The 22027-nt window shown below is 57.6% G+C and carries 20 protein-coding genes; 8 read left to right on the top strand and 12 right to left on the bottom strand.

Features of this window, described 5'->3' with window-relative positions; all coding sequences use genetic code 11:
- The first annotated feature begins 122 nt into the window (after nt 1-122).
- The gene (locus tag E5Q11_RS07380) at nt 123-1157 is read left to right on the top strand and encodes an alpha/beta hydrolase (protein ID WP_135802768.1); all 1035 of its coding nucleotides are present in this window, start codon (nt 123-125) and stop codon (nt 1155-1157) included.
- A gap of 27 nt (nt 1158-1184) precedes the next feature.
- Nucleotides 1185-1844 (top strand): OmpA family protein, encoded by a 660-nt coding sequence (locus E5Q11_RS07375; protein WP_135802767.1) that lies wholly within the window; start codon nt 1185-1187, stop codon nt 1842-1844.
- Between the two features lie 90 nt (nt 1845-1934).
- On the opposite strand, the gene E5Q11_RS07370 is transcribed toward E5Q11_RS07375, so the two are convergent.
- Nucleotides 1935-2216 (bottom strand): sll1863 family stress response protein, encoded by a 282-nt coding sequence (locus E5Q11_RS07370; protein ID WP_135802766.1) that lies wholly within the window; start codon nt 2214-2216, stop codon nt 1935-1937.
- Between the two features lie 61 nt (nt 2217-2277).
- Entirely contained in the window at nt 2278-3507 is a 1230-nt protein-coding gene (serA, locus tag E5Q11_RS07365; protein ID WP_135802765.1) for a phosphoglycerate dehydrogenase, read from the bottom strand.
- Nucleotides 3508-3664: 157 nt separating this feature from the next.
- Between serA and E5Q11_RS07360 the strand changes: the two genes are divergently transcribed.
- The 4 genes from E5Q11_RS07360 (at nt 3665) to mscL (ending at nt 6849) form a co-directional block, all read left to right on the top strand.
- The gene (locus E5Q11_RS07360; RefSeq protein WP_135802764.1) at nt 3665-5068 is read left to right on the top strand and encodes an FAD-binding oxidoreductase; all 1404 of its coding nucleotides are present in this window, start codon (nt 3665-3667) and stop codon (nt 5066-5068) included.
- Between the two features lie 57 nt (nt 5069-5125).
- The gene (locus E5Q11_RS07355; RefSeq protein ID WP_135802763.1) at nt 5126-5635 is read left to right on the top strand and encodes a DUF2244 domain-containing protein; all 510 of its coding nucleotides are present in this window, start codon (nt 5126-5128) and stop codon (nt 5633-5635) included.
- Between the two features lie 19 nt (nt 5636-5654).
- On the top strand, nt 5655-6347 hold the full coding sequence (locus E5Q11_RS07350) for an SIR2 family NAD-dependent protein deacylase (RefSeq protein WP_135802762.1): 693 nt from the start codon (nt 5655-5657) through the stop codon (nt 6345-6347).
- 94 nt (nt 6348-6441) lie between these two features.
- Nucleotides 6442-6849 (top strand): large-conductance mechanosensitive channel protein MscL, encoded by a 408-nt coding sequence (gene mscL, locus E5Q11_RS07345; protein ID WP_135802761.1) that lies wholly within the window; start codon nt 6442-6444, stop codon nt 6847-6849.
- Nucleotides 6850-6881: 32 nt separating this feature from the next.
- Here mscL and E5Q11_RS07340 read toward each other — a convergent pair whose 3' ends face one another.
- From E5Q11_RS07340 to E5Q11_RS07325, 4 genes are read right to left on the bottom strand one after another with little or no spacing between them, the layout of a single operon-like run.
- On the bottom strand, nt 6882-8198 hold the full coding sequence (locus E5Q11_RS07340; protein WP_135802760.1) for an ABC1 kinase family protein: 1317 nt from the start codon (nt 8196-8198) through the stop codon (nt 6882-6884).
- Between the two features lie 50 nt (nt 8199-8248).
- Nucleotides 8249-8923 carry a fumarylacetoacetate hydrolase family protein gene (locus tag E5Q11_RS07335; RefSeq protein ID WP_135802759.1) on the bottom strand — a complete coding sequence of 225 codons (675 nt, stop codon included), beginning with the start codon at nt 8921-8923 and terminating at the stop codon, nt 8249-8251.
- Nucleotides 8923-9468 (bottom strand): adenine phosphoribosyltransferase, encoded by a 546-nt coding sequence (locus E5Q11_RS07330; RefSeq protein WP_135802758.1) that lies wholly within the window; start codon nt 9466-9468, stop codon nt 8923-8925. Before E5Q11_RS07330 ends, E5Q11_RS07335 begins: the two co-directional genes overlap by 1 nt.
- Before the next feature lie 22 nt (nt 9469-9490).
- Nucleotides 9491-10789, bottom strand: a complete 1299-nt coding sequence (locus tag E5Q11_RS07325; RefSeq protein WP_135803366.1) for an NCS2 family permease — start codon at nt 10787-10789, stop codon at nt 9491-9493.
- A gap of 295 nt (nt 10790-11084) precedes the next feature.
- Here E5Q11_RS07325 and E5Q11_RS07320 point away from each other — a divergent pair, with 295 nt between their 5' ends.
- Nucleotides 11085-11651, top strand: coding sequence for a BLUF domain-containing protein (locus tag E5Q11_RS07320; protein WP_135802757.1), 567 nt, complete (start codon nt 11085-11087; stop codon nt 11649-11651).
- 151 nt (nt 11652-11802) lie between these two features.
- Nucleotides 11803-12783 carry an NADPH:quinone oxidoreductase family protein gene (locus E5Q11_RS07315; RefSeq protein WP_135802756.1) on the top strand — a complete coding sequence of 327 codons (981 nt, stop codon included), beginning with the start codon at nt 11803-11805 and terminating at the stop codon, nt 12781-12783.
- A gap of 432 nt (nt 12784-13215) precedes the next feature.
- On the opposite strand, the gene E5Q11_RS07310 is transcribed toward E5Q11_RS07315, so the two are convergent.
- The 6 genes from E5Q11_RS07310 to E5Q11_RS07285 form a co-directional block, all read right to left on the bottom strand.
- On the bottom strand, nt 13216-15045 hold the full coding sequence (locus E5Q11_RS07310; RefSeq protein WP_135802755.1) for a long-chain-acyl-CoA synthetase: 1830 nt from the start codon (nt 15043-15045) through the stop codon (nt 13216-13218).
- 11 nt (nt 15046-15056) lie between these two features.
- A complete protein-coding gene (locus E5Q11_RS07305) occupies nt 15057-17048 on the bottom strand; it encodes an acetyl/propionyl/methylcrotonyl-CoA carboxylase subunit alpha (protein WP_135802754.1) in 1992 nt (663 codons plus the stop codon).
- A gap of 43 nt (nt 17049-17091) precedes the next feature.
- Nucleotides 17092-17937 (bottom strand): enoyl-CoA hydratase/isomerase family protein, encoded by an 846-nt coding sequence (locus E5Q11_RS07300; protein ID WP_135802753.1) that lies wholly within the window; start codon nt 17935-17937, stop codon nt 17092-17094.
- A 34-nt stretch (nt 17938-17971) separates the two neighbouring features.
- On the bottom strand, nt 17972-19132 hold the full coding sequence (locus E5Q11_RS07295; protein ID WP_135802752.1) for an acyl-CoA dehydrogenase family protein: 1161 nt from the start codon (nt 19130-19132) through the stop codon (nt 17972-17974).
- A 397-nt stretch (nt 19133-19529) separates the two neighbouring features.
- Nucleotides 19530-21146, bottom strand: coding sequence for an acyl-CoA carboxylase subunit beta (locus tag E5Q11_RS07290; RefSeq protein ID WP_135802751.1), 1617 nt, complete (start codon nt 21144-21146; stop codon nt 19530-19532).
- Nucleotides 21147-21155: 9 nt separating this feature from the next.
- Entirely contained in the window at nt 21156-22022 is an 867-nt protein-coding gene (locus E5Q11_RS07285; RefSeq protein WP_135802750.1) for an SDR family oxidoreductase, read from the bottom strand.
- Between the last annotated feature and the right edge of the window lie 5 nt (nt 22023-22027).

Here is a 22027-nt window from a genome sequence, read left to right as displayed (position 1 = left end):
TCGGTTTTCCACGGCATCGACCGTGCACTCAATCATGGCCCTGGTGTGCTAACCTTACGGCCTGACAGCATGACTGGTCTTTACGAATCTTTTACTCAATTTTGACAGGCGCTTAACTCTACGTGTACTGGAAAACAGATACCATAGAAATACCTGGCTGGGATAGAGCGTCCCTTCTGGAGAACGTTGTCCGGTTCGATTCGGCGAGGCATGACGGGCTTAACGACGACATGGTGGCCTACTGCCGGTTCTACGGTCTGGATCTTTGGGTTGAGTATCCCGAGGTGGCATACCATCAGGGTTATGTGGATGCAGAAAAACATCAGGTGATGGTTCATTATTTTCGCCTGCCGGATCAGGATGACCAGCCTGGTAAATCCGCCAAAGGCACCGTGTTTATTTTTCACGGCTACTTTGACCACGTCGGGCTATACAGCCAGTTGATTGAGCGGTGCCTTGGGGAAGGTTTTGATGTTCTGGCCTATGATCAGCCCGGACACGGCCTTTCCAGCGGTACGCCTGCGGCCATTGGCAGCTTTCTGGAATATCAGGCGGTATTGACGGACGTGATGGAAAGTGTGCGGGGCAAGGTGCGTGGGCCCTGGTTTGCGGTGGGGCAGAGTACCGGGGGAGCCATATTGATTGACTACCTGTTGTCCAACCAACATACCCGCGAAACCTCTGATTTCAGGGGTGTGGTGTTGCTGGCCCCGCTGGTTCGCCCGGCAGGCTGGCTTGGTGCCAAGTTGTTACACAGCGTTGTGAAACCTTTTGCGTCCCGCTGGCGCCGCGCGTTCGGTACCAATAGCAGCGATTCCCGGTTTCTGGAATTCCTGCGCGAGCATGATCCGCTGCAGGCGCGGGCCGTACACGTGGACTGGGTCAGCGCATTAAGGCAATGGGTGCCGCACATCGAGTCGGCCCGGCCGGTGGATTTCCCGGTAACGGTGGTGCAGGGCGAAAAGGACACAACAGTGGACTGGCCCCACAATCTCAGGATAATCAGGAACAAATTCTCTTCGGTGGAGGAACTATTGATTCCGGACGGGCGTCATCATCTGGTAAACGAAGCCAAGGATTTGCAGGCAGCGGTGTTCAACACCATTGTCGATACATTCGAACAGAAATCAGAAGGGCCTCTGTCCGAGGCCTGCTAATAACAAACCCACTATCGGGAGAATACCGTGAAGAAAACAGTCCTCGCGTTTGCATTTTCCACCCTGACCTTGGGTGGTTGTATGACTTATGACCCATACACTGGCGAAGAGAAAACCTCGAACGCCACCATGGGCAGTGTAATTGGTGCCATTGGCGGTGCAGCGGTTGGTGCTGCTACTTCCAGCAAGAGCGACCGGGGCAAGGGCGCCCTGATCGGTGCCGCTTCCGGTGCGGCCGTTGGTGGCGGTATCGGCTATTATATGGACCGCCAGGAAGCTGAACTTCGCAACAAACTGGAAGGCTCTGGTGTGCGGGTCGTGCGCAATGGCGACCAGATTGACCTGGTCATGCCCGGCAACATCACTTTTGATGTTAACCAGACCACCATCAAACCTTCATTCAGCAATACCCTTGAGTCGGTGGCGCTGGTACTGAAAGAATTTGACAAGACCACGATTCAGATCGAAGGCCACACTGATAGCACTGGCTCCCGGGATTACAACCAGCTGCTGAGTGAGCGCCGTGCCGGCTCCGTACGTGATTTTCTGCTTAACCAGGGTATCCAGGCCGGTCGTACCCGGGCAGTGGGCTATGGGCCGCGTTACCCCATCGCTTCAAACGATACTGCAGCAGGGCGTGAGCAGAACCGCCGCGTTGAACTGACGCTGGTGCCGACCCAGCAGTAAAGCAGGGTCATTACGGCGCTGTAAATCAGACGTCAGAAAGAGAAATGCCCGGCCAATGGCCGGGCATTTTTTTATCCGTTCAACTCCGGGTCAGTCCCGCTTTGACAGCCAGTCGTCGATGCGACCTTTGAGCTTGTTCAGATGATCTTCACCGGATTCGCGGATCTCGGCAATTTTCTTTTTCGCTTCGTCCATCCGGCCTTCAAGCTTCTCGATTTCCTTGTCGAAATCCTTGCGGATCTGCCTCTCAGCGTGCTCGTCCTTGGCCTTGGCGATCCTCTCCCTGGCGTCAGCCTTCAGGCTGTCGATCTGCCTTGACCAGCTATCTGTCTGGGTTTCCAGTTTCTTCTGCAACGTATCCTTGAGTGACATAGTGCTCTCCCTTTCTCGAAAATGTCTGTCTGGAACGAATGTCTGACAGGAGCGCGTCTGATCAGAACAGGACGCGGCAGCGAATCGTGCCTTTGACCTGAAGCAGTTTCTTCAGAGCAAGCTCGCCATATTCCTTGTTCACATCCACCACTACGTAGCCAATGTCCTCTTTGGTTTGCAGGTACTGGCCACAGATGTTGATACCATTCTCGGAGAACACCTGGTTGATCTCGGACATGACGCCCGGCACGTTTTCGTGAATGTGCAGCAGGCGATGCTGGTTCGGGTGCGATGGCAGGGCGACTTCAGGGAAGTTCACGGAAGACACTGAGGTACCGTTGTCGCTGTACATGGCCAGCTTCTCCGCTACTTCCCGCCCGATGTTTTCCTGGGCTTCGATGGTGGAACCGCCGACGTGAGGCGTAAGAATCACGTTATCAAACTCGCGCAGCGGCGAAATGAATTCTTCGTCATTCGACTTGGGTTCAACCGGGAAGACGTCAATGGCGGCGCCCAGCAGTTTGCCGCTCTTCAGGGCATCGGCAAGTGCGTCAATATCGACTACCGTGCCGCGCGAGGCGTTCATCAGAATGCTGCCCGGCTTCATCTGGGCAAACTGCTCTGCCTTGAACATGTAACGGGTGGACGGTAGTTCCGGCACATGCAGGCTGATGATGTCGCAGGTGTTCAGCAGTTCCTGCATCGTGCCAACCTGAGTGGCGTTGCCGATGGACAGCTTGGATACGACGTCGTAGTAGTAAACGTCCATGCCAAGGCCCTCGGCCAGCACGCTGAACTGGGTGCCGATGTTGCCGTAACCGATAATGCCAAGCTTCTTGCCGCGAATTTCATAGCTGTCTTTCGCAGACTTCAGCCACTCGCCGCGATGGGCCTTGGCGTTTTTCTCCGGAACGCCGCGCAGCAAAAGGATGGCCTGGGCAAGAACCAGTTCGGCCACACTGCGCGTATTGGAAAAGGGCGCATTAAAAACCGCAATGCCACGACGGGTTGCCGCCTGCAGGTCCACTTGATTGGTACCGATGCAGAAACAGCCAACGGCGACCAGCTTCTGGGCTGCTTCGAAGACTCTCTCAGTCAACTGGGTGCGGGAGCGGATGCCGACAAAGTGGGCGTCGGCAATCTTTTCAATCAGCTCGTCTTCGGCCAGTGAGTGGGACAGGAATTCGATGTTCGTATAGCCTGCGGCGTTCAGGGTATCAATCGCGGACTGATGAACGCCTTCAAGCAGCAGGATGCGGATTTTGCTCTTTTCCAGAGACGTGTTTGACATGGCTGGGTTCCGAACCTTTCGACATTGAGTTGGTCATTGGAAATGACCTGTGAGCGGCGCAGACAGCGGGCAGGCTCACAGAACAGGGGCGGTATGATACCATAGCTCACGCATTTTACAGCGCGTCACGATCAACCTTTTGTGAGACTGCAATTCCATGAATTCTGAACAGATTATCGCCGCTCTGAAATCCCTGATGGCAGAGGGCCCTGCTCCGGGCAAAGTCCTGACCGATCCAGCCGACCTCGATACCTACGGCAAGGACTGGACCAAAATCTACCCGCCCAAACCGGTGGCCATTGTGCTGCCGAAAACCACGGAGCAGGTGCAGGCGCTGGTCAGGTTCGCCAATGACAATCAGGTGGCACTGGTGCCGTCTGGCGGTCGTACCGGGCTGAGTGCCGGTGCGGTAGCCGCCAACGGTGAAGTGGTTGTGGCGTTCGATAACATGAACCAGATTCTGGATTTCAGTGCCAGTGACCGCATGGTTCACTGCCAGGCAGGCGTGGTTACCGAGCAGCTTCAGAATTTTGCCGAAGAAAACGACCTGTATTACCCGGTAGATTTCGCCTCGGCCGGTTCCAGTCAACTGGGGGGTAATCTTTCAACGAACGCGGGTGGCATCAAGGTCATCCGTTACGGCATGAGCCGGGACTGGGTTGCCGGGCTGAAGGTGGTCACCGGCAAGGGCGAAATTCTGAATCTGAACAAGGATCTGGCCAAAAATAACACCGGCTACGACCTGCGCCATCTGTTCATTGGCGCTGAGGGCACTCTGGGCTTTATCACCGAAGCCACCATGAAACTTGCCCGCCAGCCGAACAATCTGACGGTGCTGGTGCTTGGCCTGGGCGATCTCACCAACACCATGGACGTGCTGCAGACCTTCCAGAAGAAGATCGACCTGACCGCTTACGAATTCTTCTCCCACCAGGCCATGGGCCATGTGCTGGCCCACGGGCAGGTGCAGGCGCCGTTTGAAACCGAAGCACCCTATTACGCGCTGCTGGAATTCGAGGCGGTGTCCGACCAGGTAATGGACGATGCCATGGCCCTGTTCGAACAGTGCATGGAAAATGGCTGGGTGCTGGACGGCGTGATCAGCCAGAGCGAAACCCAGGCCCAGAACCTGTGGCAGTTACGTGAGCGGATTTCCGAGTCCATCGCGCCGCGAACACCGTATAAAAATGATATCTCCGTGGTGGTATCGAAGGTGCCCGGTTTCCTGGAAGAAATTGATGCCGTTGTGAACGAGCACTATCCGGATTTTGAAATCATCTGGTTCGGCCACATCGGGGACGGCAACCTGCACCTGAACATCCTCAAACCGGAAGACATGGCAAAAGAGGATTTCTTCGAGAAATGCCAGCAGGTGAACAAGTGGGTTTTCGAGATTGTTCAGCGCTACGAGGGCAGTGTGTCTGCCGAGCACGGCGTCGGTATGACCAAGAAGCCCTATCTGGAGTACACCCGCAGTGCCGCCGAAATAGCGTATCTGAAGGGTATCAAGCAGGTATTCGATCCGAACGGCGTGATGAACCCCGGCAAGATCTTCGACTGATACCTGATTTTCCGATACCCGGGAAGGAGCGGCGGTGCGGGCAGCAGGATATCCGCCATGGTTGAACAGCTTCCGTCTGATGATGACGCCGCCCGCTATCTGCTGACGCCAAACCGGTCCATGAGCTGGCAGGGCAATGTCCGTATCTGGATGGCGCTGCTTGCGCTGTCTGCGGTAATCGTCACTGGCTTCACCCTGATCGGTGCCTGGGTAATCCTGCCGTTTGCAGGGCTGGAGCTGGCAGCGCTGGCGGCCGGCTTTTATATAAGCTCCCGCCAGTGCCAGAAACAGGAAGTACTGGTTCTGGGCCCGGACAACATCCGTCTCGAAAAAGGCATGAAGCGCAAGGAAGCCGAATGGGAAATGCCCCGCCAGTATACCCGCCTGTGGCGGAACGAAGCCCGCCACCCGTTTACCCCTTCCAAGCTTTTCCTGCAGTTCCGCGATGAGGAAATTTCCGTCGGCGGTTTTCTGAATATGGAAGACACCGAGGCATTGCTTGCTATCCTTCAGCGATACGGCATCACCATTCAGAAGCGTAAAAAGCCGGAACCACGCTGGTTCTGAGGCAAAAACAGGATTCACCATGCAAGATCATATTGTAGTTCTCACCGGTGCCGGGATGAGCGCCGAGAGCGGCCTTTCCACCTTTCGCGACAACGGCGGCCTTTGGGAGCAGTACAGCGTTTATGACGTGGCCACACCCGAAGCCTTCGAGCGCAATCGGGAACTGGTTCTGCGCTTCTATAACGAGCGCCGCAGGCAGCTTGAACACGCGCAGCCCAATCGCGGCCACCAGCTTCTGGCACAGCTTGAGAAAGACTACCGGGTAACCGTGATTACCCAGAACGTGGACGACCTGCACGAGCGGGGCGGCTCCTCAAACGTCCTTCACCTTCACGGGGAACTGACCAAAGCCCGCAGCCTTGACCACCCAGAGCTGATTTACGACATTGGTTACGCTGACATCAACCCGGGCGATACCTGCGACCGCGGCTCCCAGCTGCGCCCCCATGTGGTCTGGTTCGGTGAGGAAGTGCCCATGCTGGATGCGGCTGCAGAACTGGTCAGGACCGCAGATCATCTGCTGATCGTTGGCACATCGCTCCAGGTCTATCCGGCCGCCAGCCTGGCTCACGAGGTGGATATGACGGTGCCAATCACCGTGATTGATCCTGATGCGCCGGGTTCCCTGGTTCGCGCAAGGGTTATCCGGAAAGGTGCCGGCGAAGGGCTGGCAGAATGGATGGAAAAGACGCCCCGTGGAGGGGCCATCTGATTGTAAACTCGGCTACACTCCAATTACGCCCGAGCGGGCGTGCCCTTTGCTGTTTGTGGGGCCAACGGGTCTGACCTTCAGGGAGTCGATTGCCATGAGTATTGTCAAGGAATTCAGGGAGTTTGCGGTAAAGGGTAACGTCATGGATATGGCGGTGGGCATTATCATCGGTGTTGCCTTCGGCAAAATTGTCTCGTCGTTTGTGGCCGATGTGATGATGCCCCCAATCGGGTTACTGATTGGGGGTGTGGATTTTTCCAATCTTGCGATCGTCCTGCGCGCGGCGGAGGAGGGGGCAGAGGCGGTCTCTCTCCGTTATGGCGTGTTTATCCAGTCGGTATTTGATTTTGTCATTGTCGCGTTTGCGGTTTTCGTGGCCGTGCGGGCACTGAACAGTATGCGGAAAAAAGAAGCGGAAACACCGGCTGCTCCACCGGCCCCGTCAGCGCAGGAGCAGTTACTGATGGAAATCCGGGATCTGCTTAAACACAAGGCTGAGTAATCCCCGGAATTTGCGTCGGGCCGGGCGCAAGCTCAGCCCGGCGTTTTCCTCAGGTATTCTTCAAGTTCCTGCCGGAATGCTGCCTGAACCCCAAGCCGTTTCATCATCCAGTAGTGTCCTGCGATCATCCGGTCGATGAAAATACTTTCAATCGGCGGTTTGAAGTAATCCAGGTACTTGAACACGGTTGTGGTTTTTGCCGCTACGTCCTTGTGCAATTCTGATTCGGCGAAGTTGTAGGGCGTGTCGCCTTCGAAGGGCTTGATCAGAATATCCCGCCACATGGCGTAATAGGCCTCGTCCACCGCGGGCTGGGATTCGACACGGGCGCCAAGATCAATCAGGTGGCGGTCAAGGGCGGCGTAATCTTCTTCCAGCGCTGACACCAGCGCCTTGCGGTAAGCTTCAATAATCTCCGGCTTCAGTTTTTTCACGCAGCCGAAATCGTAAAGAATAATGGTGCCGTCGGGCCGGTAGGCAAAGTTGCCCGCGTGTGGGTCGCCATGGATGCACTGGTAGCGGAACAGCTGGTCCGCCATCATGGTGAAGATGCGGTGGCCGATCAGGTTGATGGAGTCCTGGCTGTACTTTTCCGGTGTGACCTTGCTGATATGGTCGCCTTCTACCAGCTCCATGGTCAGCACCCGTCGAGACGAATGGCTGCTGAACACCTGGGGAATCACGATCCATTTGTCGTTCTTGTGGAAGTCCTGGAAAAGCGCGAGGTTGCGGGCCTCGTTTTCATAATCCAGCTCTTCTTTCAGTCGCACCCGGATTTCGCCGAACAACTGATCCACGTGTTCTTTCGGCAGTTTCAGCAAGCCGCCGAGTTTCAGCGCCATACGAAGCTGCTTCAGATCGCTGTCGCAGGATTCGTCAACGCCTGGGTATTGCACCTTGATGATCACGTCGGTGCCGTCTTTCAGCCTGGCCCGGTGGACCTGGCCAATGCTGGCAGCGGCGTAGGGCTGTTCCTGCAGGTAGTCAAAGAGTTCTGATACAGGCTTGCCCAGCTCGTTCTCGATCTGGCCGACAATCACCTCGAACGGCATGGGCGGTGCTTCTTTCTGCAGCCGCTGCAGGGCATCGGAAAATTCTTTGGGCAGAAAATCCTGGGTCTGGGAAGCAATCTGGCCGACTTTCATGACGGCGCCTTTCATTTCGCCCAGAGTGTCGGCGATCCGGTCCGCCATTCGGGTATAGCTTTCGGAGCGTGCACCTTCGTTGTCTTCTTCGCTGCGGAATAGCCGTCGCGCCCGTTGGCCAGCATATTGCCCGGCCACCGAGGCCGTCATGCCAGCAAGTTTGAAGAATCGTCCACTACGGGTGGTAACAGGTTTTTTGCTCATGCTGGATATACGTTCTCAGGAACGGTTGGACCAGAAACGTCGGGCGGCTTTCAGCCGTCTGAGGAAGACACCACATGAGTCTCGACAAACAGGGCTCGTTCCAGTTCCAGAGACAACGTCTGGCCGGGTTCAAGCGGCCCGACTCCGCTGGGAGTGCCGGTGAGGATGACATCCCCTGGAAGCAATGTGAAGTGAGTACTCATGTGGGCGATCAGGGGAAGGATCGGGTTGAGCATGTCGCGGGTATTGCCGGTCTGGCGGCGTTGCTGGTTGATATCCAGGGTAAAGGCCAGGTGGTCGCGGGGAAGCTGCTCTACGGGCACGAAAGGCGATAGCGGGCAGGCGCCATCAAAGCACTTGGCCCGCTCCCAGGGGTGGCCCTTTGCTTTCAGCTCCGACTGCAGATCCCGGAAGGTCAGGTCCAGCGCCAGGCCATAGCCCAGAATGGCGCCTTCCACATCGCTGGCGGATGCATTGGTCAGCGGGCGGCCAATCAGCACCGCAAGCTCGGTTTCATAGTGCACCGCGCCCTTGCTCGGGGAGAGACTGATCGGGCGAGTAAGATGGACGGCGGACGTGGCCGGCTTGATAAACAGCAGCGGCTCGTCGGGCACCGGGTTGTTCAGTTCCCGCGCGTGCTCGGCGTAATTGCGCCCGACACAGACAATTTTGCCCAGCGGCAGGTTTACGGGTGTGCCATCTTTCCAGTGGTGCTGATAGTCCATCAGGATTCATCCTCAAATGAGCAGACAGTATAGACCTCTAACCCTTCATCCTTCAGCCTCTTTGAGCCACCCAGGTCGGGCAGGTCAATCATCGCTGCGACCTCGACGATTTCCGCGCCAATGCGACGGATCAACCTGGTGGCTGCCAGCATGGTGCCACCGGTGGCAATCAGATCGTCTACCAAGACTACCTTGTCGCCCGGACGAAAGGCGTCCTTGTGCAGCTCGACGGAGGCCGTGCCGTACTCCAGCTCGTAATCCTCTACCAGCGTATCGAAGGGCAGTTTGCCCTTCTTGCGCACCAGCACCAGAGATGCGTTCAATTCGTAGGCCAGCGCTGAACCAATGATAAACCCCCGTGCGTCCACGGCGGCGACCGCATCAATACTCTGGCCGTGATAGCGATGTACAAAGGCATCAATCAGTTTGCGAAACGCGGTCCGGTCCTGAAGCACGGTAGTGATGTCGCGAAAGGCCACACCGGGCTTGGGCCAGTCCGGCACCGTGCGGATGGCTTTTTTGATGCTATTGGCAAAGTAGTCCATAGGAGCTCCGGCAGATCGCGGTTTATGCCGCGTCCAGGAAAATGAATTTCAGAACGAAGACCACGGCAATGGTTACAACGCTGGCGTTCAGGTCTGACCAGCGGCCGCTGAGGGCTTTCAGGGCGACGTAGGTGATAAAGCCCAGGGCAATACCGTTGGCGATGGAGAAAGTGAGGGGCATCATCAGGGCCGTAACAACGGCTGGCGCGGCATCTGTGACATCGTCCCAGTTCACCAGTTTCAGACCACTGGCCATCAGCACCGCGACATAGAGCAGGGCGGGGGCAGTGGCATAGGATGGAATGATTTTGGCGATGGGCGATAGCAGCAGGCAGGCCAGGAACAGGCCAGCGACCACGACGGCTGTCAGGCCGGTGCGGCCTCCGGCGGATATACCGGCAGTGGATTCGATGTAGCTGGTAGTGGTGGATGTGCCCAGTGCGGCCCCTGACATGGTGGCGACGGAATCGGACATCAGCGCACGGCCCAGGCGGGGTAGTTTGCCGTCCTTGTCCAGGAGTCCACCACGTTGAGCGGCACCGATCAGGGTACCCGAGGTGTCGAACAGGTCGACGAACAGAAAGGCAAAAATCACGCTGATCATGCCAACATTGAAGGCGCCCGCAAGATCCAGCTGCATGAACGTCGGCGCCAGACTCGGCGGCGCAGAGACAAACCCGTTGTATTCCACCATGCCAAGCATCATCGCGATGCCGGTCACCGCCAGAATGCCGATCATCACCGCCCCGGTGATCTGGCGGAAAGACAGCGCGCAGATAACCACAAAGCCGCCGAAGAACAGCAGGCTTTCGGCTACCTTGATTTCACCCAGGCCCACCAGTGTGGCGGGGTTATCTACCACAACGCCTGCATTTTTAAGGGCGATCAGGGCCAGGAAAAAACCGATGCCGGCGGAAATGCCGAATCGCAGGGACATGGGAATACTGTTGATGATCCATTCACGGATCTTGAAAATGCTCAGGAGGAAGAAAATGAAACCTGAGATGAAAACTGCGCCCAGGGCGACCTGCCAGCTATAGCCCATGCTGCCAACAACGGTGAACGAGAAAAACGCATTCAGGCCCATACCTGGCGCCATGGCGATCGGATAATTGGCCCACAGCCCCATGATCAGGGTGCCGATGGTGGCGGCCAGGCAAGTCGCGACAAACACCGCGCCGAAATCCATGCCGGTGTTTGACAGAATCGCGGGGTTTACCACGATGATGTAGGCCATGGTCAGGAAGGTGGTGAAGCCTGCCAGTATTTCTTTGCGGACGGTGGTTCCGTGGTCCTGGAGCCTGAAAAGTCGTTCGAGCATGACGGGTGTCTGCCTCGCTGATGCCGGATGAGTCGCGCCCGGGAATCGGGCCATGGGAAACGCCGCATTCTACCGGCTGGTGCCCTTGAGGCCAAGGCAGCTGACACCTGGGGGCTGTCGAAAATTTTGACACCCGGCTGGCCTCGGTCTCGCCTGCAAAAACCAGACAGGCGGACACTACTCTCTCGATTGAGCTGTGATCCGTCTTGGCAGTATCAGGCGTATTTTAGACTCATCATAAAGCTGCCGGTGCACAACTGTGTCGGCGATGTAGCTGACAAGAGGAGTATGCTTGATGTCTTTAATACGCCTGGCTTATGCCAGTGAAGCCACCTTCAATGAAAAGCCCGTTGAACAGGGTGTCGAGCCGAACGTGGCGAGAATTCTGATGACGTCCCGCAAAAACAACGCCAAGACCCAGATTGTCGGTGGGCTGTATTACGGAGACGGCTGTTTCTTCCAGTACCTGGAAGGTGAGGAAGAAGCCGTCAAGGAACTCTATGAACGTATTGCAGCGGACGACCGTCATCGTACGGTGACGACCCTGGTGGAAGAGCCCCTGTCCGCGAGGACGTTTTCTAACTGGTCGATGAAATACGTGCCCCTGTCGTCTGACGTTCAGAACTTTCTGGACCGCCACGGCATGAAATCCTTCCAGCCCCTGAACTTTACCCGCCCACTGTGCGAAGAAATGATTCAGCTCATCCGGGACTCCAGCGAGCAGGGCCGGGTCGTGAACCACAGCGAACTTGCGTCCTCCCGCAAGGCGGCGTCTTCGGGAACGAGCGGCATTGGGATTGGCCTGGTTGTCGCAGGCGTCGCGATCGTCGGTGCGTTGATCTACGCTGCCACCATGCTGTGATCAGGCGGGGCCTGGCGCTATAAGCAGGCCTGATCCGCGAACATAAGATTTGTTCATTTGATTCATGGCGTGACTCTGTTTAGCGTCAGGTTTATTAGCAACTATCCTTAGACGATCTTGCCGAACCGATGCTGACAAACGGAGCAACACCATGAGAGCGATTCTCTGCAAGGAATACGGCCCTGCCGAAAAACTCGTCATCGAAGACATCGCCAGCCCTGAAGTGAAGGGTCGGGGGGTGAAAGTGCGGGTGAAGGCTGCGGGCCTTAACTTTCCGGACACCCTGATCATCGAAGGCAAATACCAGCTTAAACCCACCATGCCGTTCTCGCCGGGTGGTGAAATGTCAGGTGAGGTAATTGAAGTCGGCGAGAAAGTGACCCGTTTCAAACCCGGTGACCGGGTAGCGGGCCTGACCGGATATGGTGCATTTGCAGAGGAAGTGATCGTTCCCGAACAGAACATACTGCCGATTCCTGAATCCATGTCTGACGAGAAAGCAGCTGCTTTTTCCATGGTTTATGGCACTTCCTATTACGCGCTCAAGCAGCGGGCCAACATCCAGCCGGGCGAAACCCTGCTGGTACTGGGCGCCAGCGGTGGTGTGGGGCTTGCGACTATCGAGCTTGGTAAAGCCATGGGGGCGAAAGTGATTGCCGCGGCCAGCACGGCTGAAAAACTGGCGGTTGCCAAAGAAGCCGGCGCTGACGAGCTGATCAACTACACCGAAGAGCCGCTGAAAGAAGCGGTGAAAAAGCTGACCAACAGCAAAGGCGTGGACGTGATTTACGACCCGGTCGGCGGTGACTTCACCGAACAGGCTTTGCGCGCCATGGCCTGGAACGGCCGCCACCTGATCATCGGCTTCGCCGCGGGCGACATTCCCCAGATTCCGGCCAACCTGACGCTGCTGAAAGGCTGCTCGGTGGTCGGTGTTTTCTGGGGTAGCTTCACCCAGCGCGAGCCGGAGAACAGCGCCAAAAACATGATGGAACTGCTGCAGATGTTCGCCGAAGGCAAGATCGACCCGAGAATCAGCCAGGTCTTCGAATTCGAGGATTACGCCAAGGCGCTTGGTGCGCTGACTGGGCGCACGGCTACTGGGAAGATTGTTCTCAAGGTTGGTTCCTGAGGTCTGGTTTTGAGGTGGCCTGTTGAGTCTGGCCCTAGCCTTCCTAGTTTGGTGCGTGGCCGTGGCTGAGGGCCCCTCCACAAAACCGCTACGAGCACATCCATGTGCGCTTGGGCTCCGCCATCCCTGGCTCCGCACATTTTGTGGAGGGGCCCTCAGCCACGGCCTTCAGACTTTTCGGATATCTCTCGAACCGTAAAATTGTGGGTCGGATTAGCGTTATCCGACCTAAGTTTCATGTCCATCTTGGCGATATCTTGAAGGTTACGCGAGTACCGGTGAGACTACCTTCCCAAAAATGTGCGGAGCCAGGGATGGCGGAGCCCAAGCGCCCATGGATGGGCTTGTAGCGTTTTTTGGGAAGGTAGTCTTACCGGTGCTTAGCACCAAATTTGTAGGCTAGGGTCGAAGCTAACAAGCTCGACTGAAGCCTCAGAACTGAACCGAACCAGAATCAATCTGCTGCTTTAATTTCGGCGTCAGCCGGGTGTAAGTCTTTTCCCGAGGCAATAGCGCGAAGACCTCGTCACCATCCCTCTCCAGCGAATACCCCAGCTTCTGAATATCCACCTTCCGGTACTTAAACGTCCCCGTTTTCTCGATGGCATCGGTCACGCGGACAAACACAGGAACAGCATAGGCCGGCAAGTTTTCAGCCAGGTAACTCAGCAGCCTGTCCGGCTCGAACTGGTTGATATCCGTCTGGGGAACCAGAGTGACCATACCGGCTTTGCCGTTAGTGCCGGGGATTTCCACGCCGTAAACGATGGCTTCTTCCACCAGGCCGGAGCCGTCGATGATGTTTTCCACTTCGTTGGTTGACACGTTCTCGCCTTTCCAGCGAAAGGTATCCCCCATGCGGTCCACAAACTGCAGGTGGCCGCAGCCGATGTTTTTCAGAACATCACCGGTGTTGAACCACTCATCGCCTTTCTTGAAGGCGTCCCGCAGGATGGATTTTTCCGTGGCTTCTTTCTGGGTGTAGCCTTCGAAGGACCAGACCTTGGTGATTTCGCTGATCAGCAGGCCGGGCTCGCCTTTGGGGACTTCCTGCATGAAACCTTTTCCATCCCGTACCGGATCCCGGGTGCCGTCGTGGAAGGCCACCAGTTTGTAGGGCGCGGTTGAGAATCCGACGGTGTTGTTCATGTTGAAGAAGTTGCTGAAACCAATATTGCCTTCGCTGGAGGCATAAAGCTCTGCCACCGTCTCTATGCCGAACCGGTCTTTGAACTCGTTCCAGATCGAGGGCCTCAGTCCGTTGCCGATCATTTTGGTGAGGTTGTGCTGAAGGTCTCTTTCAGATCGCGGCTGGTTCAGAAGATAGCGGCATAGCTCGCCTACGTAACCGAAAGTGGTGGCCTGGTAGTAGCGCACGTCGCTCCAGAATTCGGTGGCGGAGAATTTGCGTCGCATGACCAGGGCGGAACCACCGGCCAGCACCGAGCCCCAGCAAACCAGCAACGCAGTGCCGTGGTAGAGGGGTAGGGTGCAGTAAAGAACGTCTTCAGGCTTCATCGCCAGGGACATCAGGCCAAAGCCGCCGTAGGCTTTGACAAATTTCCGGTGGGACCCAGGCGCCGCCTTGGGCAGGCCGGTGGTGCCGGAGGTAAACAGGTAGACTGCGGTGTCGCCCATGGTCGGCGGGTTGACCACCTGCGGTGGGTCGCTGCGATGGCTGCTGACCTTCGCGGCCATGTTGGTGTAGCCCTCGGGGGCCTCGCCAAAGGCGTTCAGGGTATTGGTGTCTGCCAGGATCTGGAATGGTTGCGGGTGGTCCAGCTTGAGGGAGCTCTTGATATCATCAAAGCTGCTGATCAGCTCTTCTCCCACAATCACCATTTTGGGCTCGATCAGGTTGATGCTGTGGTTGAGCACCTTACCTTTCTGGGAGGTGTTAAGCATGGCGCAGGCAACGCCAAGCTTGGCCGCACCGGCCACCACTGCCAGCAGTTCGGGGCGGTTTTCCAGAAACACCGCAATGGCATCGCCCTTGGTCAGCCCCTCAGACATCAGGTAGTTGGCAATCTGGTTGGCCCAATGATCGAACTCTCGCCAGGTCAGGCTGCGGTCTTCATAGAGAATGGCGGTGCGATGGCCGTGCCTGGCGGCGTTGCGTTCGATCAATCTGCCCAGGGTCAGCGGCTTTTGCGGTCCCTTGGCTCCGTAGTAATAAAGGCCTTTGGCAACACTGGGAACTCGCCTGGCGATTCCGGGAATACTGCGAACAATGTCCCTTGCTGTAACGGTATCCTGGCTCATGCGGTTGCTCGTTATCCGGCGTTTTCATTTTGGGGGTTGTCATGGTTTTCGTCGGCCGTGACCTCTGCCAGCAACTGGCTGCGTTTCACCTGATCGCCTTTTTTGGCGAGAAGGCTGGTCACAGTGCCATCCCGGTCTGCTTTAACCGGATGCTCCATTTTCATGGCTTCCAGAATCACCAGCGTGTCGCCCTGTTTGACGGTTTGCCCCTGCTGTACCAGAACGTCGATCAGTGCGCCGTCCATGGTGGCCTTGATCCGGCCGCTGCCACTGGCGGTTTGTCCGCCGGCGGGCTGATGGGTCAGGTCACGCAGGGCCAGGGTCTGGCCGAATGCCTGCAAATATAGATGATCCCCCCGGCGGTGATATTGGCAAACCTGACGGACACCATTGTCGATAATGCATGCCTGGCCTTTCTCGGCCCGCACCAGCGTGAGTTCATACTGATCTCCGCCGGCGGTGACGGTGATGTGATTGCCGTTGGCGCGCACCAGAACATCCAGAGTCTGTTCGCCTGCATCCAGCTTCATTGGCGTCACGGTAGCGGGTGCGTTGCTCCAGGCACTCTGCCGGTTCGCTGAATGTACCTCGCCCTGATTGAATAGGGTTGCTGCTAATGCCAGTTCCCGAATACCGATCTTTGCGGGTGACATGGAGCAATCATTCTGGAAACTCGTCTGAAGGAATGCCGTGGTTGCTTCGCCCCGGCCAAAGGTGTCGTTGGCGATAATTCTGGCCAGAAACTGCTGGTTGGTGGTGATGCCGAACACGGTGGTGTCTTCCAGCGCGCGGATCAGGCGGCGGCGGGCTTCGTCCCGGTTCTGGCCCCAGGCAATGACTTTGGCCAGCATGGGGTCGTAGTGGGGGCTGACCTGATCACCGGTGCGCACGCCGCTGTCGAATCGGATGCCCTCGTCCATGGCAGGGCGGAATTGGTGCAGGGGGCCGGTCTGTGGTGTGAAGCCGTTGGCCGGGTCTTCCGCATAAAGCCGAACTTCGATAGCGTGACCGGTCAGGGTAATTTCACTCTGGCCCAGAGGCAGCGGCTTGCCTTCAGCTACTGCCAGTTGCCAGGCTACCAGATCCTGGCCGGTGACCAGCTCCGTGACTGGGTGTTCAACCTGCAGCCGGGTGTTCATTTCCAGGAAGTAGAAGTTGCGATCCTTGTCGACCAGGAATTCCACGGTACCGGCGCCTTCGTAATTGCAGGCTAGCGCGGCTTTGACCGCAGCGTTACCCATGGCTGCTCGAAGTGCGTCGGTCATGAAAGGTGAGGGCGCTTCTTCTACGACTTTCTGGTGCCGGCGCTGGATGGAGCAGTCCCGTTCGCCCAGATAGACGGCGTTGCCGTGTTGATCGGCGAAGACCTGGATTTCGATGTGGCGGGGTTCGATGACGGCTTTTTCCAGAATCAGCTCGTCGTCGCCGAAGGCCTGTTTTGATTCGGATCTGGCGCGCTTGAGGCTGTCGGCCAGTTCGGATTCCTGTTCGACCAGGCGCATGCCGCGACCACCGCCACCGGCGGAGGCTTTGATCATCAGGGGGTAGCCTATATTGGCCGCGGCTTGAACGAGCTCGGCGTCGCTGGCATTATCCCCCTCGAAGCCGGGTACGACAGGCACACCAGCTTCCTGCATGGCAATCTTCGAGCGCCGTTTGCTGCCCATCAGTTCAATAGCCGGCTCCGGTGGCCCGATAAATACCAATCCCGCGTCTTTGCAGGCGCGGGCGAAGCCGGAATTTTCTGACAGGAAGCCGTAGCCGGGGTGAATGCAGTCGGCCCCGGTTTTGCGAGCGGCATCGAGTATGGCATCAGCATTCAGATAGGAGGCGTTTACCTGCGCCGGGCCAATGCACACGGCTTCGTCAGCCAGTTCTACGTGCAGGGCTTTGGCGTCTGCCTCTGAGAAGACGGCAACAGTGCGGTAACCCAGGGCTTTGGCGGTGCGGATGATCCGGACGGCTATTTCACCGCGGTTGGCTATCAGGAGTTTTCTTAGCATTGTGTTGTTCTCTTGTTTTGGTGCCCGACCGCAAGCGAATTTTCTACTCGCCTGGCTTTTTGCCTTTTTCTACATCTGTTTCTGCCCAGCTTGGTGGCCGCTTTTGCATGAAGGCCATTGTGCCCTCTGAGCCTTCGCCGCCGCGTATCGCCCGCGCGAATTTCTCGGCCGCGCTGTCCAGCAGCTCGCCCAGATTCTCATTGCCCACCCTGAGCAACAGCGCTTTTGTCTCAGCCGTGGCGTTCGGCGCGCAGTGGCGGATGCGGGTCAAAATCCTTCCCAGCATTCTTTCCAACTCTTCGTCAGAACTGGCTACCTGGTGAATAATGCCAAGATCACATGCTTCCCTTGAATCGATCCTTAACCCCAGCAACGCCAGCCGCCGGGCTTGTGTCAGGCCGATTCGTTGAACCACGAACGGGGCAATCTGGGCAGGAATGACGCCCAGGGTTGTCTCAGGCATGCCAAACTTGGCGGTTGGGCCGGCAATGGCTATGTCCGATACACAGGCAAGTCCAAACCCGCCACCCATGACCGCGCCCTCAATAACCGCGACCACCACTTTCGAGCTTTCATTCACCTGCTGGATCATCTGCCCGAAAGCCCGGTTCAGTCGGTAGAATGGATCTGTCTCCCCCTCAGCAGTCTTCTGGGAATGCGCCGCTGCCATGTCCCGGATATCACCGCCGGCACAGAAATGGCCATCGGAACCACGGATCACCACCGCGCGAATGCTGGTGTCCGTTTCGATCTGCGAAAACACCGCCGAAAGTTCCGCAACCATCTCAAGACTCATGGCATTGCGGGCGTCGGGGCGGTTGATGGTCAGGAACAGGGTCGGGCCCTGTTTTTCTAACAGAAGCGTTTCACACTGGGGTAGGTTTTCCATAAATGACTCCACGATAATGGCCTGGCACCCAGGGTCAGTCTTTCTGTTTGCCTGGCAAAATGCCCATGGTCTTGCAGATAATGCCCAGCATAATTTCATCTGCACCGCCGCCGATAGACACCAGCCGCACATCCCTGTAAGCCCGGGACAGCGGGTTGTCCCACATGTAACCCATGCCGCCCCAGTACTGCAGGCAGCTGTCCGTCACTTCGCGCCCCAGCCGCCCAGCCTTCAGCTTGGCCATGGACGCCAGCCGGGTGACATCCTTGCCTTCCACGTGCAGCTCACAGGCCTGATAGGTCAGGGCGCGCAGTGCTTCCACTTCACTCTGCAGTTCGGCCATACGGAAGTGGATCGCCTGGTTGTTGATCAGCGGCTGCCCAAAGGTCTTGCGCTCGCGGCAGTAATCGATTGTCTTCTCAATGCAGCCTTCCAGCGCCTTGATCACATTGGCTGCGCCCCAGAGTCGTTCTTCCTGAAATTGCACCATCTGCATCATGAAGCCGGTGCCTTCGGCGCCAATCCGGTAGCGCTGGGGTACCCGCACGTCGTCGAAGAAAATCTGCGCGGTTTCAGAAGAGCGCATGCCCAGTTTGTTCAGGTGCGGGCTGAAGGAAATGCCCGGTGAGTTCATGGGCACCACAATCAGGGATTTATTCTTGTGGGGTTTATCGTCGGAGGTGTTCGCCAGCAGGCAGATAAAGTCGGCCTTGGGGCTGTTGGTGATCCACATCTTGGAGCCGTTGATGATGTAGTCATCGCCATCTTTCCTGGCACTGGTGGTCATGCCCGCCACATCGGAACCGGCGCCTACTTCACTGACGCCGATGCAGCCCACCATGTCACCGCTGATGGCCGGCGCGAGGAAAGTACGTTTCAACTCATCCGAACCGAACCGGGCAATGGCTGGTGTGCACATATCTGTCTGAACCCCAACCGCCAGTGGCACACCGCCACAGTGAGCGGTGCCCAGCTCTTCCGCTGCGACCAGGTTGTAACTGTAATCCAGCCCCATGCCGCCATATTCTTCGGGTTTCTGGATACCAAGAATGCCGAGGTTGCCCAGTTTCTTGAAAACCTCGTGAATCGGAAATTCTCCGGCTTCTTCCCATTCGTCGCAGTGGGGGTTTATTTCCTTCTCCACGAAATCGCGGACGGTTTTTCTCAGGGCTTCGTGTTCTTGTGTGAACTTCATTCTTGTTCTCCTGATGGTAGAGAGTCCGTGCCTGGTTGTCTGGGGGCACTTTTCTAGCTTGGGTGGCGGGTGTGTGGGCCCGGTTCCAGAAAACCGCTACAAGCACGTCCGTGTGCGCTTCTCTTCGGCCATCCATGGCCTCCGACATTTTCTGGAACCGGGCCCACACACCCGCATATGTCTGAACATTTACTCGTTACCCGATCAATTTTGTGGCCTTTGGAAAAGCGTGTTCAGTAAAGGCGCTTTCCCCTGGGCTGATAGAACCGTTTGGGAGGGGCTGTCCAAAAATGTGCGGAGCCATGGATGGCGGAGCCCAAGCGCCACATGGATGTGCCGTAAGGAGCGTTTTTTGGACAGCCCCTCCCAAACGGTTCTCCCCCCAAGCTGAGCAGGCCTACAGGCGGGCCACACCAAAAGAATTAGGCCGCAACTGCCGGACTTCAGCCTCCCGGCAAACCGAAAGCACCAAAGCCAGAACCCGACGCGTATCCCGGGGGTCAATCAACCCGTCGTCCCACAACCGGGCAGTGCCAAACAACGCCGTTGAACCATCTTCCAGCTTTTTGGCCGTCGCCTGTTCCAGAAAATCCAGCGTCTTGGTATCCGGCTCAATGCCACTGCGGCGCTGTTTGTCTTCAGCCACAATTCGCATCACCTTGCCAGCCTGAGCCGGGCCCATGACCGCTGTGCGGCTGTTGGGCCAGGCGAAGATGAATCTTGGGTCCAGCCCGCGGCCGCACATCGCGTAGTTACCTGCACCATAGGAACCGCCGATCACAATTGCGACCTTTGGTACCCGGCAGTTGGCCACCGCCTGAATCATTTTGGACCCGTGTTTTATGATTCCGTTCTGCTCGGAATGAGTCCCTACCATGAAGCCCGTGGTGTTATGCAGAAACAGCAAGGGCGTGCCTGCCTGGTCGCAGAGCTGGATAAATTGCGCGGCCTTGGTAGCGCCGGCCGGGGTGATTGGGCCGTTGTTGCCGATGATGCCGACGGAATGACCCTCAATCCGGATAGTGCCGCACACGGTCTGGTCGTCGTATTCGTTCTTGAAATCCATGAACTTCGAGCCGTCTGCCAGGCGAGCGAGTATGTCCCGGACGTCGTAGGGCTTTTTGGCGTCTGCTGGAATCAGGCCCAATAGCTCCTCTTCCGGATACAGCGGTTCTTCCCACTCTAATTCACGCAGGGGTGGCAGCTGCTCGTTCCAGGGTAGGGATTCCAGAATGTTGCGAGCGTGGCGGATGCCGTCGGCGTCGTCCTCGGCCAGGTATTCGGCGGTGCCGGCGACTTCGGCGTGCATCTGTGCGCCGCCCAGTTCTTCATCGGTGGCCACTTCGCCGGTGGCGGCTTTCAGCAGGGGCGGGCCGGCCAGGAACATTTTGGCTTTCTCGCGAATCACCACAACGTAGTCGGACAGGCCAGGCTGATAGGCGCCGCCTGCGGTGGCGTTGCCGTGAACCACCGTGATCTGGGGGATTCCGGCCGCCGACATTCGGGCCTGGTTGGCAAAACCCCGGGCGCCCAGCACGAAGATGTCGGTGGCGTAGTTCAGGTTGGCGCCACCGCTTTCCGACAGGGACACCACCGGCAGCTTGTTTTCCATGGCGATCTGCTGCAGTCGCAATGTTTTGTCCAGGCCTGCGGGGGTGATGGTGCCGCCCTTGATCGCGCTGTTGCTGGCCACGACCAGGCAGCGAACGCCGCTGACGGTTCCGATGCCCGCGATAATGCCGCCGCCGGCCTGGCTGCCGTCCTTGTCGTCGTGCATTTTGTAGCCGGCCATGGAGCACAGCTCCAGAAACGGCGTGCCCCGGTCCAGCAGGCGGTTGATGCGGTCCCGGGGGAGCAGTTTGCCGCGGCTGGTAAATTTTTCCCGGGCGGCTTCGGCCAGGGCCAGTACTTTCTGTTCGGCCTCCCGGAAGGTATCAATGTGCGCCTGCATGGCCTGGGCATTGGCCTCAAAGTCTTCGGATGCAGCTGTGGTGGTCGGTTCGAGTACCTGCATAATGCTCTCTCAGTCCTCGCTCAACACTTTTGGTGTTACGGCGCGATGGAAGCCATTGAACGGTTCGTTGTTCCTCGCTTTCGGGAAGGGCCAGACCCGGCCGCCCTGGGAGGCACCGCCGTCGATGCGCAGGCAGTCACCGTTGATAAAAGCTGCGCCTGGGCTGAGCAGAAAACAGATAGCCGCGCTGATTTCGGATTCGGTGCCCATGCGCTTCAGGGGCACGTTGTCGCCCAGGCTGCGTATCCACTGCCTCATGTGTTCCGGGTAGTTGTCCATGCCGCTGGAGGCAATCCAGCCGGGCGCCACTGCGTTCACTCGAACGCCGGCGGCGGCCCACTCCACGGCGGCGGTCTGGGTAAAGTTCACCATGCCCGCCCTTGCTGCACCGGAATGGCCCATGCCCGGCATGCCGCCCCACATGTCTGCAACGATGTTTACAATGCTGCCGCCGGTTTTGGACAGAGCCTGGTTGTAGGCTTCCCGGGCCATCAGGAAACCGCCGGTCAGGTTGGTGCGAACCACGGTTTCCCAGCCTTTCTGGTTGATGCCAGCAAGCGGGGAGGGGAATTGGCCACCAGCGTTATTGACCAGTCCGTTCAGCCCGCCGTGTTCGGCGATAATGGCTTTCACAGTGGCCTTTACCGGTTCTTCTTCACGAATATCGCAAACATGGGCAGAGGCAATGCCGCCGTCTTCGAGAATCTCGGCTTTCACCGTTTCAACTTTTTCAGACTTGCGCCCAACCAGGGCGACCTTTGCGCCGAGGGCGGCAAGCTCGTGGGCGGTGCAGCGGCCAATGCCGGAGCCGCCGCCGGTGACGATGAAGGTCTGCCCCTGAAAGAGGTCGGCTTTGAATACAGATTGATAACTCATGCCTT

Origin of the sequence: Marinobacter confluentis (genome assembly GCF_004785685.1) — a bacterium.
GTDB lineage: Bacteria > Pseudomonadota > Gammaproteobacteria > Pseudomonadales > Oleiphilaceae > Marinobacter > Marinobacter confluentis.
This window is presented reverse-complemented; position numbering and strand designations above follow the sequence as displayed.

Excerpts from the sequence above, each read along its gene's own strand:
- E5Q11_RS07355 (WP_135802763.1), top strand. The coding sequence starts at position 5,126 with ATGGTTGAACAGCTTCCGTCTGATGATGACGCCGCCCGCTATCTGCTG.
- E5Q11_RS07335 (WP_135802759.1), bottom strand. The coding sequence starts at position 8,923 with ATGGACTATCAGCACCACTGGAAAGATGGCACACCCGTAAACCTGCCG.
- E5Q11_RS07325 (WP_135803366.1), bottom strand. The coding sequence starts at position 10,789 with ATGCTCGAACGACTTTTCAGGCTCCAGGACCACGGAACCACCGTCCGC.
- E5Q11_RS07350 (WP_135802762.1), top strand. The coding sequence starts at position 5,655 with ATGCAAGATCATATTGTAGTTCTCACCGGTGCCGGGATGAGCGCCGAG.
- E5Q11_RS07295 (WP_135802752.1), bottom strand. The coding sequence starts at position 19,132 with ATGAAGTTCACACAAGAACACGAAGCCCTGAGAAAAACCGTCCGCGAT.
- E5Q11_RS07360 (WP_135802764.1), top strand. The coding sequence starts at position 3,665 with ATGAATTCTGAACAGATTATCGCCGCTCTGAAATCCCTGATGGCAGAG.
- E5Q11_RS07305 (WP_135802754.1), bottom strand. The coding sequence starts at position 17,048 with ATGCTAAGAAAACTCCTGATAGCCAACCGCGGTGAAATAGCCGTCCGG.
- E5Q11_RS07330 (WP_135802758.1), bottom strand. The coding sequence starts at position 9,468 with ATGGACTACTTTGCCAATAGCATCAAAAAAGCCATCCGCACGGTGCCG.
- E5Q11_RS07340 (WP_135802760.1), bottom strand. The coding sequence starts at position 8,198 with ATGAGCAAAAAACCTGTTACCACCCGTAGTGGACGATTCTTCAAACTT.
- E5Q11_RS07370 (WP_135802766.1), bottom strand. The coding sequence starts at position 2,216 with ATGTCACTCAAGGATACGTTGCAGAAGAAACTGGAAACCCAGACAGAT.
- E5Q11_RS07310 (WP_135802755.1), bottom strand. The coding sequence starts at position 15,045 with ATGAGCCAGGATACCGTTACAGCAAGGGACATTGTTCGCAGTATTCCC.
- mscL (WP_135802761.1), top strand. The coding sequence starts at position 6,442 with ATGAGTATTGTCAAGGAATTCAGGGAGTTTGCGGTAAAGGGTAACGTC.
- E5Q11_RS07320 (WP_135802757.1), top strand. The coding sequence starts at position 11,085 with ATGTCTTTAATACGCCTGGCTTATGCCAGTGAAGCCACCTTCAATGAA.
- E5Q11_RS07300 (WP_135802753.1), bottom strand. The coding sequence starts at position 17,937 with ATGGAAAACCTACCCCAGTGTGAAACGCTTCTGTTAGAAAAACAGGGC.
- E5Q11_RS07290 (WP_135802751.1), bottom strand. The coding sequence starts at position 21,146 with ATGCAGGTACTCGAACCGACCACCACAGCTGCATCCGAAGACTTTGAG.
- E5Q11_RS07315 (WP_135802756.1), top strand. The coding sequence starts at position 11,803 with ATGAGAGCGATTCTCTGCAAGGAATACGGCCCTGCCGAAAAACTCGTC.
- serA (WP_135802765.1), bottom strand. The coding sequence starts at position 3,507 with ATGTCAAACACGTCTCTGGAAAAGAGCAAAATCCGCATCCTGCTGCTT.
- E5Q11_RS07285 (WP_135802750.1), bottom strand. The coding sequence starts at position 22,022 with ATGAGTTATCAATCTGTATTCAAAGCCGACCTCTTTCAGGGGCAGACC.